This is a genomic window from Geobacter sp. (assembly GCA_009684525.1).
Taxonomy (GTDB): Bacteria; Desulfobacterota; Desulfuromonadia; order Geobacterales; family DSM-12255; genus Geoanaerobacter.
On sequence record WKKR01000006.1, the window covers coordinates 186,316 to 200,235 of the forward strand.

At 61.8% G+C, this 13,920-nt stretch carries 13 protein-coding genes; 11 read left to right on the top strand and 2 right to left on the bottom strand.

Annotated features, from left to right (window positions below):
- Positions 1–8 precede the first annotated feature (8 nt).
- Positions 9–1,088: an LPS export ABC transporter permease LptG gene (gene lptG, locus GJT30_17085; GenBank protein MSM41335.1), complete on the bottom strand. Its 1,080-nt coding sequence runs from the start codon at positions 1,086–1,088 to the stop codon at positions 9–11.
- Entirely contained in the window at positions 1,085–2,275 is a 1,191-nt protein-coding gene (lptF, locus tag GJT30_17090; GenBank protein ID MSM41336.1) for an LPS export ABC transporter permease LptF, read from the bottom strand. The genes lptG and lptF overlap by 4 nt, the downstream gene beginning before the upstream one ends.
- A 230-nt stretch (positions 2,276–2,505) precedes the next feature.
- On the opposite strand from lptF, the gene rpsB reads away from it, so the two are divergent.
- The 11 genes from rpsB (at position 2,506) to ilvB (ending at position 13,892) form a co-directional block, all read left to right on the top strand.
- Complete coding sequence (gene rpsB / locus GJT30_17095; GenBank protein MSM41337.1) at positions 2,506–3,276, top strand: 30S ribosomal protein S2; 771 nt, start codon at positions 2,506–2,508, stop codon at positions 3,274–3,276.
- Between the two features lie 93 nt (positions 3,277–3,369).
- Positions 3,370–4,020: a translation elongation factor Ts gene (tsf, locus tag GJT30_17100; protein ID MSM41338.1), complete on the top strand. Its 651-nt coding sequence runs from the start codon at positions 3,370–3,372 to the stop codon at positions 4,018–4,020.
- 105 nt (positions 4,021–4,125) lie between these two features.
- Entirely contained in the window at positions 4,126–4,845 is a 720-nt protein-coding gene (locus GJT30_17105) for a UMP kinase (GenBank protein MSM41339.1), read from the top strand.
- 1 nt (position 4,846) lies between these two features.
- Positions 4,847–5,404, top strand: a complete 558-nt coding sequence (locus tag GJT30_17110; protein ID MSM41340.1) for a ribosome recycling factor — start codon at positions 4,847–4,849, stop codon at positions 5,402–5,404.
- Between the two features lie 240 nt (positions 5,405–5,644).
- Positions 5,645–6,385 carry an isoprenyl transferase gene (locus GJT30_17115; GenBank protein MSM41341.1) on the top strand — a complete coding sequence of 247 codons (741 nt, stop codon included), beginning with the start codon at positions 5,645–5,647 and terminating at the stop codon, positions 6,383–6,385.
- A 31-nt stretch (positions 6,386–6,416) separates the two neighbouring features.
- Positions 6,417–7,214 (top strand): phosphatidate cytidylyltransferase, encoded by a 798-nt coding sequence (locus GJT30_17120; protein ID MSM41342.1) that lies wholly within the window; start codon positions 6,417–6,419, stop codon positions 7,212–7,214.
- Between the two features lie 66 nt (positions 7,215–7,280).
- A complete protein-coding gene (locus GJT30_17125; GenBank protein MSM41343.1) occupies positions 7,281–8,450 on the top strand; it encodes a 1-deoxy-D-xylulose-5-phosphate reductoisomerase in 1,170 nt (389 codons plus the stop codon).
- A 73-nt stretch (positions 8,451–8,523) separates the two neighbouring features.
- On the top strand, positions 8,524–9,591 hold the full coding sequence (gene rseP, locus GJT30_17130; GenBank protein MSM41344.1) for an RIP metalloprotease RseP: 1,068 nt from the start codon (positions 8,524–8,526) through the stop codon (positions 9,589–9,591).
- Between the two features lie 42 nt (positions 9,592–9,633).
- Positions 9,634–10,326, top strand: coding sequence for a tRNA (adenosine(37)-N6)-threonylcarbamoyltransferase complex dimerization subunit type 1 TsaB (gene tsaB / locus GJT30_17135; GenBank protein ID MSM41345.1), 693 nt, complete (start codon positions 9,634–9,636; stop codon positions 10,324–10,326).
- A gap of 103 nt (positions 10,327–10,429) precedes the next feature.
- On the top strand, positions 10,430–12,091 hold the full coding sequence (gene ilvD / locus GJT30_17140; protein MSM41346.1) for a dihydroxy-acid dehydratase: 1,662 nt from the start codon (positions 10,430–10,432) through the stop codon (positions 12,089–12,091).
- A gap of 100 nt (positions 12,092–12,191) precedes the next feature.
- Positions 12,192–13,892 (top strand): biosynthetic-type acetolactate synthase large subunit, encoded by a 1,701-nt coding sequence (ilvB, locus tag GJT30_17145; GenBank protein ID MSM41347.1) that lies wholly within the window; start codon positions 12,192–12,194, stop codon positions 13,890–13,892.
- The last annotated feature ends 28 nt before the right edge of the window (positions 13,893–13,920 follow it).

Consider the following 13,920-nt stretch of genomic DNA (forward strand, 5'->3'; position numbering starts at 1 on the left):
GCGTTCGCCTAGCCGTCCATCGTCAACGCCAGCCAGATGCCGATGGCGATGAAGAGCAGGTTGGCGGCCCAGGCCGCCACCGGCGGAGGAAGCGCTCCTGCCTGGCCGAAGGAGATGAGAAAGGCATTGATGATGAAGTAGGAAAGGCCGATGGCGAGGCTGATGCCGATGCCGACGGCGATGCCGCTGGAGCGGCCCGTGCGCAGGGCAAAGGGGATGCCGAGGAAGGCCATGACCAGGGGGCTGAAGGGTGCGGCCAGCTTGGTGTGGAGCAGGGTGAGGTAACGGGTGGCATCATACCCCCCGTGGGACAGCTTTTCGCAGTACCTGTTGAGCTCCACGAATCCCATGTTTTCCGCCTGCTTGCCCACGACCCGCAGGTCGGACAGGCTGAGTTTGAGCGGTATCGGTTCTTCCTGCCGTTGTGTCGTCCGGGTCAGGCTTCCGGCGCTGTAGTTGCGCAGGATCACGCTACGCAGGAGCCAGCCGTTTTCCCGATGTTCGGCGCGAGCCGCGTCTAGCCGCTTTACCGGCTGCATGGTTGGATCGAGCTGCCAGAGGGTGACTCCCAGCAGGGTTGTCGACGCAGGGTCGAACAGGCGCGCCTGGAGGATGGTATCGCCTTCCCGGTACCAGATCGCCCCCTGCCTGAAGAAGGCGGCCGGGCTTTTGTGGGATATCTGCACCTCCTGGATGTAGCGCATCTTTTCAAAGCTTTTCGGCACCACCCACTCGGACAGGGCAAGATTGATGAGACTTGCCACAAGGCCGATCCCCAGAAGCGGCGCCGCGACCCGCGCCAGCCCCACCCCCGCGCTCCGCATGGCGATCAGTTCGGAGGTGCGGGAGAGGCTGCCCAGGGTAAGGAGGGTCGCCATCAGCACGGCCAGGGGGATGACCTGGGTGGCGATCTCCGGCAGTTTCCAGAGGAAAAAGAGCAGGATATGGTACGGGTCGCCGCCGGCGCGGGCGAATTTGCCCACCTTTTCCAGCAGGTCGACCACCAGGTAGATTGCCATGAACGAGCCGGCGCAGAGACCGAGCAGCCGCAGATTGGTGACGACGATATAACGCGAGATAATGGTCATCTGTGGGGCCATTGTTTGGCAATCCGCTGCCAGAGCGAGCTTGCAAGGTCGATGGGGGACAAACCTCCGAAGATGGGGCGCTCTGTCACCGCGCGCCTGAAGAACCAGATCCCGAGGGCGAGGAAGAAGATGTTCGGCCCCCACATGGCGGCGACGGCGGGAACCAGACCACGCTCCCCCAGGGTTTTGCAGGCGGAGAGGATGACGTAGTAAAGCAAAAGGAGACCGATACTGACGGCGAATCCCCCCCCTTTGCCGGAACGTCGGTTCTGCACCCCCAGCGGTACGCCGGCTATGGCAAAGACGAAACAGGCAAAGGGGGTGGAGAAGCGGCGATGGAATTCGAGTTCCATCTCCCGCCGGATCCGGTCGCTGGTCGCCGGGCTCCCGACCCCGGCCCGCAGTTCTCCAAGCGACATGTCCAACTCGTTGCGGCCGATCCCCTGGCCGGTTTGCGGCAGCTGGACGTTCAGGGTGTAATCGCGAAACTGGATCAGGCGGTACCCCTCCTTCTCCAGGCTGCGGTGGATGCTCCCGCCGGTAAGGTTGAGCAGGACCCGGCGTTCGCCGGGATGCACCGTTACGCTCCCCTGGCGGGCAAAGATGGTCAGCGGGGCCTTTTCATCGCGCTGGTCCTGGATCATGACGCCGGTCATGGTCTGGCGGACGGGGTCGAAGCGGTCCACATAGATGACCAGTCCGGGGATGCTGTCCACGAAGACCCGCTCCCGCAGGTCCACTTCGGCCCGCTGTTCCACAGCCCTGGTCAGAAGCCCCTTGAAGGAGGTGTTCCCCCAGGGTACTGCGTAGATCGCGACAATGGCGGTGGCGATGGTTGCCAGGGTCGCGCACGCCATGACCGGCAGCAGCAGACGGGTGATGCTGACGCCGCTCGCCTTGATGGCGATGATCTCGCTGTCGGCGGAAAGACGGCCGAACGCCAGCAGTATGGCCAGGAGGAATGCCATAGGGATGGTCACCAGGGCAAAGGAGGGGAAGAGATAGGCGATCAGGCGGGCGATATCGGCGATCGGCACCCCCTTGGCCACGACCATGTCGGCGATCTTGAGGAATCTCCCCATCAGGAGGACAGCGGTGAAGGCCACCATCCCCAGGAAGAACGGAACGGCGATCTCGCGGATGATGTATCGGTCGAAGGTGGTCAGCATGGCTTGCGCATGATACATGAGAAGGGGCGCCAAGTAAAGGGTCGCACGCCAAAAATGCCTTGCCAAGCAGGGGGGTATGTGTTATATACATCCGCTGCTTGAAAACGCACGCTTTCCAGGCCCCCGGTGGTGCCCTACAGGTGGTGGCGGGAATCAGGACGGTCGACATCGGCCCCTGATAACGGCTTCCCAGGGTTCCGGGACACGGCGGAAAGCGGAGGCCCAACCACACACAGAGGAGAGAGAGTATGTCGAGTATCACCATGAAGGAACTGTTGGAGGCCGGTGTCCACTTCGGCCACCAGACCAAGCGCTGGAACCCCAAGATGAAGCCGTATATCTTCGGGGCACGGAACGGGATCTACATCATCGACCTGCAGAAGACCGTCAGGCTCTTCAAGAACGCCTACAACTTCGTGACTGATGCGGTCCGCGCCGGCGAAAACGTCCTGTTCGTCGGGACCAAGAAGCAGGCGCAGGATTCGGTTGCCGAAGAGGCAAGCCGCTGCAACATGTACTACGTCAACCAGCGCTGGCTGGGTGGGATGCTCACCAACTTCACCACGGTGAAGCAGAGCATCGACCGCCTCAAGCGGCTCGACGCCATGCTGGCAGACGGCACTGCCGAGGCCTATACCAAGAAGGAAGCGCTCAAGTTCGACAAGGAGCGCCAGAAGCTGGAAAAGACCCTGGGCGGGATCAAGGGGATGGGCCGGCTGCCGGGCGTGATCTTCGTCATCGACCCGAAAAACGAGGAGATTGCGGTCCAGGAGGCCAAGAAGCTCGGCATCAAGGTGGTGGCCATCGTTGACACCAACTGCGACCCCGACCATATCGACTACATCATCCCGGGCAACGACGACGCCATCCGCGCCATCCGTCTCCTGACCAGCAAGGTCGCCGATGCCGTTCTGGAAGGTGCGCAGGCACGCAACACCGATCTCCAGACCGACAGCGAAGGCGAGGATGCAGCCGTTGAGGCCGCGGCCGCTGAAGGCGAAGAAGAAACCACCGACTAGGCAGATCGATCCGGCTGGGTTGCCCCTTGTGTGGCAGCGCGCGAACAGCATGACAATACGTTCGGCTCCGCTGGAGCCGTTATGGAGGATACCGTGAGCATTACAGCAGCACAGGTGAATGAACTGAGGAAGGCGACCGGCGCAGGGCTGATGGACTGCAAGAAGGCTCTCCAGGAGACCGGCGGCGACCAGGAGAAGGCAGTCGACTATCTCCGCAAGAAGGGTCTGGCCGCAGCATCCAAGAAATCCGGCCGCGTGGCCAGCGAAGGGGCCGTTGGTTCCTACATCCATGCCGGCGGCAAGATCGGCGTGCTGGTCGAAGTGAACTGCGAGACCGATTTCGTTGCCAAGAACGAGAATTTCCAGGCGTTCGTCAAGGATGTCGCCATGCATATCGCTGCGGCCGCTCCCCAGTATGTGCGGCGCGAAGAGGTTGCCGCCGATGCCCTGGAGCGCGAGAAAGATATCTACCGCGCCAAGGCCCGTGAAAGCGGCAAGCCGGACAATATCATCGAAAAGATCATCGAGGGGCAGGTCAACAAGTTTTATGCCGATATCTGCCTCCTGGAGCAGCCCTTTGTCAAGGATCCGGACAAGACGGTGCAGACCTTCCTGAACGAGACCATCGCCACCATCGGCGAAAACATGTCGATTCGCCGCTTCTCCCGTTTCGTCCTGGGGGAGGGTCTGGAGAAGAAGGAAAGCGATTTTGCCGCGGAGGTTGCAGCCGCGGTCGGCAAGTAGGCACTGACCAGAGCCGGCCATTTGATCAAGATGGCCGGCTTTTTTTATGCGGGGCAGCCGGATGTCCCTTGGCGTCCGACACTTCAAAGCGAGCAGGAGCTGATCATGTCTCAACCATACTACAAGCGGGTGCTCCTGAAGCTCTCCGGTGAGGCACTGGGTGGAGCGCAGGGCTACGGAATCGACCCCGAAACCATCAGCTCCATCGCCAACGAGGTGAAGGGAGTGGTGGAGTGCGGAACGGAGCTGGCGCTGGTCATCGGCGGCGGCAACATCTTCCGCGGCCTGGCCGCTTCCTCCAAGGGGATGGACCGCGCCAGCGCCGACTACATGGGGATGCTGGCCACCATGATCAACTCACTTGCCATGCAGGATGCGCTGGAAAAGGTCGGGGTCGATACACGGGTCCAGTCTGCCATCGCCATGCAGGAGGTAGCCGAGCCCTATATCCGGCGTCGCGCCATGCGCCATCTGGAGAAGGGGCGGGTGGTCATCTTCGGCGCCGGCACCGGTAACCCGTTCTTTACTACCGACACCGCCGCCAGTCTCAGGGCGATGGAGATCGGTGCGGAGGCGATCCTGAAGGGGACCAAGGTGGACGGAGTCTATTCCGCCGATCCCAAGAAGGATGCCACTGCAGTCAAGTTTGCCAGTCTGACCTACCTGGAGGTTCTGAAGAGAGGGCTGCAGGTCATGGATGCCACTGCTACCTCTCTCTGTATGGACAACAGCCTCCCGATCATCGTCTTTGACATCACCACGCCGGGGAACGTCCGGAAGGTGGTCTGCGGCGAAGCGATCGGCACCATCGTGAAAGGAGAGTAACGTGACCAAAGATGTCATCGCCGCCATGAAATCCCACATGGAGAAGACCGTCGAGTCTCTCCGTCGCGAATATCAGAAGATCCGCACCGGCCGCGCGTCGACTTCTCTCTTGGATGATGTGAAGCTCGACTACTATGGCACTCCCACGCCGGTGAGCCAGGTTGCCACCCTGGCTGTTCCCGAGCCGCGCACCATCACCCTGCAGCCGTGGGAGTCGAAGCTGATCCCGCTGATCGAGAAGGCGATCATGAATGCCAATCTCGGGGTGACGCCGGCCAACGACGGCAAACTGATCCGGCTGGTTCTCCCCCCCCTCACCGAAGAGCGGCGTAAGGATATCGTCAAGCAGCTGAAGAAGATGGCAGAGGAGGCGAAGGTGGCATTGCGCAATCTCCGCCGCGACGCCATCGACGGCGTGAAAAAGCTGGAAAAAGACAAGAAGATCTCCGAGGACGATCTCAAACGGGCCGAAAAAGAGGTGCAGGACGTTACCAAGACCTTCGAGACCAAGATCGACGAGGTGCTGGTCCACAAGGAGAAGGAAGTCATGGAGGTCTGAGTGGCTTGCAGCAGGCAGGTGGGCGCCCTGGGCCGCATGATTTTTTCTTGCGCGCCCCGTTGAATTGTGATTAAATCCCAAAACCCCTGTCGGAAGGGGTTTTTTGTTTTTGTGCAGACCGTGGTATGCAGCGCGAATTACGCTGGCTCACCGAAAGCCCCTCGCAAGAGAACAGCATGCCTTTTCCCTCGCCGCCATGGTATCTCTGAATTTCATCGCTCTGTGTGGGATGAGTAACATATGAATCGACTCAAGCCGGATAAAATGCCGCGCCATCTTGCCATCATCATGGATGGCAACGGTCGTTGGGCCAAGCAGCGCATGCTGCAGCGCATTGTCGGTCATCAGAAGGGTGTGGAGGCGGTCCGTGCGACTGTCGAGGAGTGTTCGAAGCTGGGCATCGGCTTCCTGACGCTGTTTGCCTTTTCCGCCGAGAACTGGCTCAGGCCCAAGACCGAGGTCCAGGCCCTGATGGCGCTCCTGAAGAAGTATATCCGCTCGGAAGTCCCGCGGATGATGCGGAACAATGTCCGCTTCGGCGTCATCGGCAACCGCGAGGACCTGCCGGCGAGCGTGAACCGGGAGATTGACGACGCCATCGCCCGGACTGCCGGCAATACCGGCATGCTGCTGACCCTGGCCCTTTCCTACGGGTCCCGCCAGGAGATTGCCCGTGCCGCAGTGCGCCTGGCAGCCGATGCCGTGGCCGGCACCGTCGACCTGACAATGGTGAGCGAGGAGCTGTTCACCAGTTATCTTTTCACCGGCGGCATCCCCGATCCCGATCTTCTGATCAGGACCAGCGGCGAGATGAGGATCAGCAACTTTCTCCTCTGGCAGCTCGCCTATACCGAGCTCTATTTTACCGACGTCAACTGGCCGGAATTCGACCGGACCGAATTGCACAAGGCATTGAAGGACTATCAGGAGCGTGAGCGCCGTTTCGGGCTCACCAGTGATCAATTGCGGGTCTGCCGCTGACCGCGGCGCTGCCGCCGGCAAGGAGTTGACCATCAAGAGACTGCTCACAGCCGCCATTGCCCTTCCCCTGTTGATCCTGCTCATCCTCAAGGGGGGGGTGACGGGATTCACCTGGTTCATCGCCGTGGTTGCAGCGTTCGGCATGGACGAGTTCTACCGCATGGCCCTGCCCGACCGTCGTCCCGAGGGAGCGGTCCTCTCGCTCTTCGGAGTCCTGATCCCCGTCTTGTCCGGTGCCGGCGACAGCTCGCTGTTCCCGGTGACCATGACCCTGCCCGTTCTCGTTGCCGCCCTGCTGCTCCTGTTCCGCTTTCGCGACATACGCCAGGCCTCACAGGAGTGGGCGATACTGGCTGCCGGCCTGCTCTATGTCCCGCTATTGCTGGTCCATCTGGTTTGGCTGCGGGCCGGGAACCACGGGATTTCCTGGATCTTCCTGATGCTGGTGATCGTCATGGCCGGCGATTCTGCAGCCTATTACGTCGGCTCCGCCCTGGGAAGGGTCAAGCTCTATCCGCAGGTCTCCCCCAACAAAAGTGTGGAGGGGGCTCTGGGAGGGCTGGCAGGAAGCGTGGTCGGCGCGCTGGTCGCGAGGATGACCTTTTTCCCCGAACTCGGGGTGGCCGATGCCGTGGTTGCGGCGTTGGTACTCGGCGTGCTGGGGCAGTTGGGAGACCTGTTCGAGTCCCTCCTGAAACGGAGCTGCGGTGTCAAGGATTCGGGTACGCTGGTGCCGGGGCATGGCGGCATACTGGACCGTCTGGACAGCATCCTTTTTGCGGCTCCTGCAGCATACTGGTATGCCCATTTCGTCTTTCCGCTCGGCTAGTGTCCATCCGGAAACACCGGATGAGACACTAGCGGCCGAGGGTTCACTGAAGAAGCGCGAGGTCGTATGAAAAAACTGAGCATTCTGGGATCGACCGGTTCCATCGGTGTCAGCACGCTGGAGATCGTTGCGGCCCATCCGGACCGTTTCGAGGTGGTGGCGATCACCGCAGGGAGCAACATCGAGCTGCTGGCCCGGCAGATCGCGGCCTTCAGGCCCCGGCTGGTGGCCGTGCTGAACGACGAACTGGCCGGCCGGTTGAAAATGCTCCTCCCCGGCGGCTGTCAGCCGGAGATCATGTGCGGTGTGGAGGGGCTCATTGCTGCAGCCACCCATGCCGATGCGGAGATGGTGGTTGCCGCCATTGTCGGCGCTGCCGGGCTCGTGCCGACCATGGCAGCCATCCATGCCGGAAAGGGTCTGGCGCTTGCCAACAAGGAGACCCTGGTAACCGCCGGGCACCTGGTCATGGAGGCGGTGGCTGCCAAGGGGATAAAGCTCTACCCTGTGGACAGCGAACATAGCGCGGTCTTCCAGTCCATCGAGGGGCATCGCGGCGAGGACATCGAAAAAATCATCCTGACTGCATCAGGTGGCCCGTTTCTCAACACGCCGGCAGCGAAGCTGGCAGAGGTGACGGTAGCCGATGCCCTCAACCACCCCAACTGGAGCATGGGGAAGAAGATCACCATTGATTCCGCCAGCATGATGAACAAGGGGCTGGAGGTGATCGAGGCGCGCTGGCTGTTCGATGTGCCCCCGGAGAAGATCGACGTCAACATCCATCCCCAGAGCATCATCCACTCCATGGTGGAGTATGTGGATGGCTGCGTTATCGCCCAGCTGGGGACGCCGGACATGAAGGCGCCCATTGCCTATGCCCTTTCCTATCCGGAACGGGTGGCGACCGGCGTGAAACCGCTGGACCTGACGGCCTTTTCCGGGCTCACCTTTTTCCGGCCGGATCTGGAGAAGTTCCGCTGCCTGCAGCTTGCCTACCAGGCCATGGCTGCCGGTGAGAGCATGCCGGCCGTCATGAATGCGGCCAACGAGATCGCCGTGGAGTCTTTTCTCGACGGCAGGATCCGTTTCCTCGATATCTCCGCGGTCATCGAACGGACCATGTCGCTGCATCAGCCCCATTCCCTCGGCACCATCGAGGAGGTCCTCGGCGTTGACCGCTGGGCCAGGGAAAAGACACGGGAACAATTGCAAGCAGTGAATCGGAAATCGTGAGACAACGTCAGAACCCTGCACCGAAGGGCCTTTTTTCGTTGCGAGCTGCGGTTTCCATCAGTCGGAGTTACCTATGACAAGTATCGTCGCTGCCATAGTCGTTCTGGGTGTCCTGATCTTCGTGCATGAACTGGGGCACTTCCTGCTGGCCAAGCTGTTCGGCATCGGCGTGGAAAAATTCTCCCTCGGCTTCGGCACCAAGCTGTTCGGCTTCAAGCGTGGCGAAACCGAATACCTGGTTTCTGCCTTTCCGTTGGGCGGATACGTGAAGATGGTGGGGGAGGGAGGAGACAGCGAACTCTCCGAGGAGGACAAGGCCCGTTCCTTTGCCGCCAAGCCTCCGCTGCAGCGGATCGCCGTGGTCGCGGCCGGTCCCCTCTTCAATCTGGCCTTTGCCTGGCTCTTGTTCATCATCCTCTACCTGATCGGCGTACCCGCGGTCACCAGCAAGGTCGGCGAGGTCCCCAAGGACAAGCCGGCTGCCCTTGCCGGTCTGAAGGCGGGCGACGTGGTGACCGCCATCGACGGCGCACCGGTCAACCGCTGGGACGACCTGGCAAACCTGATCGCCGGGAGCGGTGGCAAGCCGCTGGAGATCCAGGTCCGACGCAACAACGAAACCCTCACCTTCCGGGTCACGCCGGAAACCCGGAAGGGGAAGAACCTGTTCGGCGAGACCGTTTCCTCTCCGGCCATCGGCATCGTCTCGGCGGGCGAACAGGTGACCGACCACTTCGGTCCCGGCGAGGCACTGGTCAAGGGGAGCGTTCAGACCGTCACCGTCATCAAGCTGACAGTGCTGTCCCTGGTCAAGCTGGTGGAGCGGGCTATCCCCCTGGACACGGTGGGGGGGCCGATCATGATCGCCAAGATGGCCGGCGAACAGGCCTCTGCCGGCGGGGTGAGTTTCCTTGCCTTCATGGCGCTTCTGTCGGTAAACCTGGGGGTCCTCAACCTCCTGCCGGTGCCTATCCTGGATGGTGGCCACCTGTTTTTCTTCAGCTGGGAGCTGGTATTCCGCCGTCCGGTGAGCATGAAAACCCGTGAGATCGCACAGCAGATCGGCCTGGCGCTCCTGATCGGCCTGATGGTGCTGGCGTTTTACAACGATATCATCCGTTATTTCGTCGGGCAGGGATAATATGCCCGTGCACTCTGATTCGCGGGATTTTTTCGGACTGGCATGAGACTCCTGACCATCGACACGGCCACGTCTGTGTGCAGCGTGGCCATTACCGACGGCGAGCGACTCGTGGGGGAGTACCTGCTGGCAGGGGGCCCGGCCCTTTCGTCGCGGCTCTTCGATTGTATCGACAGCCTCTTGGCCGGGTGCCGCCTCTGTCTGGGCGACATGGACGGTTTCGGGGTTTCCATCGGGCCGGGTGCCTTTACCGGGCTGCGGGTGGGGCTCGGGGCGGTGAAAGGGATGGCGCTTGCCACGGGTAAGCCGATTGCCGGGTTTTCCTCCCTTGCCATGCTGGCCCTGAATGTCCCCATGGCCGATCGGCTGATATGCCCGCTCTTCGATGCCCGCAAGGACGAGGTCTACGCCGGCTTCTACCGTTTCGGCGAGTCGCTTAGATCGGCCGCACCCGATGCGGTCCTTTCCCCCGCCGACCTGCCCGCGCGGATAACCGAGCCGGCCCTGTTCCTCGGCGACGGTGCGGTGCGCTATCGCGACCAGATCGCAGCGTCCCTGGGCAGCCTGGCCGTTTTCGCACCTGCCTATGCCCATACCCCCCGTGCGTCCCACGGCGCAACCCTGGCCCTGGCCCTGCTGCAACGCGGCGTACAGATCTCCCCCGCCTCTCTGCTGCCCACCTATATCCGGGCATCCGAGGCGGAAATGGCCAGGCAGCGACGGGAATCCGTATAACGGTTTTTTATTGATATTGACAGGCATCCGTCAAATGCGTTATTTTCTATGTTCACTTTTTTCCGCCATCTTGCCAGGCATTACCACGACTTCGGAGTGATCCATGCGCAGCGACATGATTAAACAGGGACTTGAGCGGACGCCTCACCGGGCCTTGATCAAGGGGACCGGGGTGCCGCAGAGCGAATTCTCCAAGCCGTTCATCGGCGTGGCCACCAGTTTCACCGACCTGATCCCGGGCCATGTCGGGATGCGCGACTTGGAGCGGTTCATCGAGAAGGGGGTCCATTCCGGCGGCGGCTATGCCTTTTTCTTCGGCATCCCCGGCGTCTGTGACGGGATCGCCATGGGGCACAAGGGGATGCACTATTCCCTGCCGACCCGTGAGCTGATTGCCGACATGGTGGAGTCGGTGGCCGAGGCGCACCGGCTGGACGGCCTGGTACTGCTCACCAACTGCGACAAGATCACCCCCGGCATGCTGATGGCCGCAGCCAGGCTCGACATCCCCTGTATCGTGGTGACAGCCGGGCCGATGCTCTCCGGCCGCGGCGAAGGGAACCGGAGATATTCGTTCGTCAGCGACACCTTCGAGGCCATGGCCCGCTACAAGGCCGGCGTCATCGACGCCAAGGAGCTGCAGGTCTGCGAAGACAACGCCTGCCCTGGCATGGGTTCCTGCCAGGGGCTCTTTACCGCAAATACCATGGCGATCCTTACCGAAACCCTCGGCATGAGCCTGCCCCGTTGCGGTACCGCTCTTGCCGTTTCGGCGCTGAAGCGGCGCATCGCCTTTGCCTCCGGCGAAAAGATCGTCGAGATGGTCAACAACGACCTGACACCCCGCAAGATCCTGACCAGGGCGGCATTCGAAAATGCCATCCGGGTCGACCTGGCGCTGGGCGGGTCATCCAATACTGTTCTGCACCTTCTGGCCATTGCCCGCGAGGCCGGCGTCGACCTGCCGCTGGAGACCTTCGACACGCTGGCCAAGGATACACCGCAGATCGCTTCCATGAACCCTGCCGGCGAGCACTTCATGGAGGATCTCGATGTTGCCGGCGGCGTTGCCGGCGTGCTCAAGCAACTCGGCGACAAGATTCTCGACAACCCGACGGTGTTGGGGCTCTCCACCAGGCAGATCGCGGCAAGCATCGAGCAGGTGGACGAGACGGTCATCAGGCCGCTCACCGATCCGGTCAAGAAAGAAGGAGGGATAGCAGTCCTCTTCGGCAATATCGCGCCGAAGGGGGCTGTCGTCAAGCAGTCGGGCGTATCGGCGGCCATGATGAAGTTCGAGGGGACGGCCCGCTGCTTCGATGCAGAGGAACTGGCGATGGCGGCCATCATGGAAGGCCGGATCAAGTCCGGCGACGTGGTGGTGATCCGCTACGAGGGGCCCAAGGGGGGGCCGGGGATGCGGGAGATGCTCGCGCCGACTGCCGCCATCATGGGGATGGGGCTGGGCGACAGCGTTGCCCTGATCACCGATGGCCGCTTTTCCGGCGGCACCCGCGGTCCCTGCATCGGGCATATTTCGCCCGAGGCGGCAGAGGGTGGCCCGATCGCGCTGGTGCGGGACGGCGACCGGATCCTTTTGGACATCCCCAACCGCACACTGACACTCATGGTCGATGAAACGGTCCTTGCGACCCGGAAGGCCGAATGGAAGGCCCCTGAGCCGAAGATCAAGGGGGGCTGGCTGGCACGGTATGCGAAAGTTGTCACATCGGCGCATACCGGCGCGGTCACTACGGCGGAATAATTGTGATCAAACCATAATCTGCAGGGGCGAGCGGAATCTGCCCGTCAGGTCAGTGTCTGCGGCCCTGCGGTATGTATCCCTGTCTAGGGGAGGGAACCATATGAAAATGAATGGAGCACGCATACTTCTGGAGTGCCTGAAGCGGGAAGGGGTCGATACGGTCTTCGGCTATCCCGGCGGCACGGTTATCAATATCTACGACGAGATCTTCAGCTTCAAGGAGATCCGCCATATCCTCCCTCGCCACGAGCAGGGGGGTGTTCATGCGGCAGACGGCTATGCCCGGGCGAGCGGCCGGGTCGGGGTTGCCATTGCCACCTCCGGTCCGGGAGCCACCAACACGGTGACCGGCATCGCCACTGCCTACATGGATTCGGTGCCGCTGGTGGTGATCACCGGCCAGGTGCCGACGCCGCTCATCGGCAACGACGCCTTCCAGGAGGTCGACATCATCGGCATCACGCGCCCCTGCACCAAGCACAACTTCCTGGTGCGCGACGTGAAGGAGCTGGCGACCATCCTCAAGAAGGCTTTCTACATCGCCCGCAGCGGCCGGCCGGGTCCGGTGCTGGTCGACATCCCCAAGGATGTGCAGATCGCCCAGACCGAATTCAAATATCCGGAACATGTGGATATCCGGGGGTACAAGCCGACCATCGAAGGGCATCCGAAGCAGATCGAACGGGCCATGGAGATGCTTTTGGCGGCAAAAAAGCCGGTGATCTACGTGGGGGGCGGGGTCATTTCCGGCAACGCCTCGGAGGAACTGACCAAGCTCTGCACGACCCTGAACGTACCGGTGACCACGACCCTCATGGGGCTGGGTGCCTATCCCGAGGACAGTCCCAATTCCCTGCGCATGCTGGGGATGCACGGCACATATTACGCCAACATGGCCATGACCTATACCGATGTGCTGGTGGCCATCGGGGCGCGGTTCGACGACCGGGTTACCGGCAAACTGACCACCTTTGCCCCCCATGCCAGGATCATCCACATCGACGTGGACCCGACCTCCATCAAGAAGAACGTGCGGGTCGATCTCCCCATTGTCGGTGACGTGAAGGACGTGCTCTTCAAGATGATCAAGGAGGTCGAAGCCCACCCGGAGAAGGTGAAGGCGTTCAAGGAGGCGATCAAGCCCTGGCAGGAGGAGATCGACGGCTGGAAGGCCAAGCACCCCCTGACCTACAAGCATGCCGCCACGGTGATCAAGCCCCAATACGTCATCGAGAAGCTGCGTGAGCTCTCCGAGCCCGACGCCATCATGGCGACCGACGTGGGACAGCATCAGATGTGGACCGCCCAGTTCTTCACCTTTACCAAACCGCGCACGCTCCTGTCGTCGGGGGGGCTGGGCACCATGGGTTACGGTCTTCCGGCAGCCATGGGCGCACAGGCGGCATTTCCCAAGCGCCAGGTGATCGTGGTCTGCGGTGATGGCGGTTTCCAGATGAACATGCAGGAGATCGCCACCATGGTGCAGAATCGCCTGCCGGTGAAAATCTGCATCCTCAACAACAATTTCCTCGGCATGGTGCGGCAGTGGCAGGAGCTCTTTTTCGACAAGCGCTACTCGCAGACCTGCATGGAGCTCCCCATCGACTTCATCAAGCTGGCAGAGGCGTTCGGCGCCAAGGGGTTCCAGGCGACCAGGCCGGACGAGGTCGAGAGCGTCATCAAGCAGGGGTTTGCCGAAAAGGGACCGGTGATCATGGAGTTCAAGGTCGCACGGGAGGAGAAGGTCCTCCCCATGGTGCCCGCAGGGGCATCCCTGAACGAGATGGTTCTCAACGCCTAGGTGGCTTCGCCAAAGGTCCGGCTGCGGC

Coding starts and splice junctions, on each gene's coding strand:
- lptG (MSM41335.1), bottom strand. CDS start 1,088: ATGACCATTATCTCGCGTTATATCGTCGTCACCAATCTGCGGCTGCTC.
- GJT30_17125 (MSM41343.1), top strand. CDS start 7,281: ATGAAAAAACTGAGCATTCTGGGATCGACCGGTTCCATCGGTGTCAGC.
- GJT30_17105 (MSM41339.1), top strand. CDS start 4,126: ATGTCTCAACCATACTACAAGCGGGTGCTCCTGAAGCTCTCCGGTGAG.
- ilvB (MSM41347.1), top strand. CDS start 12,192: ATGAAAATGAATGGAGCACGCATACTTCTGGAGTGCCTGAAGCGGGAA.
- rpsB (MSM41337.1), top strand. CDS start 2,506: ATGTCGAGTATCACCATGAAGGAACTGTTGGAGGCCGGTGTCCACTTC.
- GJT30_17115 (MSM41341.1), top strand. CDS start 5,645: ATGAATCGACTCAAGCCGGATAAAATGCCGCGCCATCTTGCCATCATC.
- tsaB (MSM41345.1), top strand. CDS start 9,634: ATGAGACTCCTGACCATCGACACGGCCACGTCTGTGTGCAGCGTGGCC.
- rseP (MSM41344.1), top strand. CDS start 8,524: ATGACAAGTATCGTCGCTGCCATAGTCGTTCTGGGTGTCCTGATCTTC.
- lptF (MSM41336.1), bottom strand. CDS start 2,275: ATGTATCATGCGCAAGCCATGCTGACCACCTTCGACCGATACATCATC.
- ilvD (MSM41346.1), top strand. CDS start 10,430: ATGCGCAGCGACATGATTAAACAGGGACTTGAGCGGACGCCTCACCGG.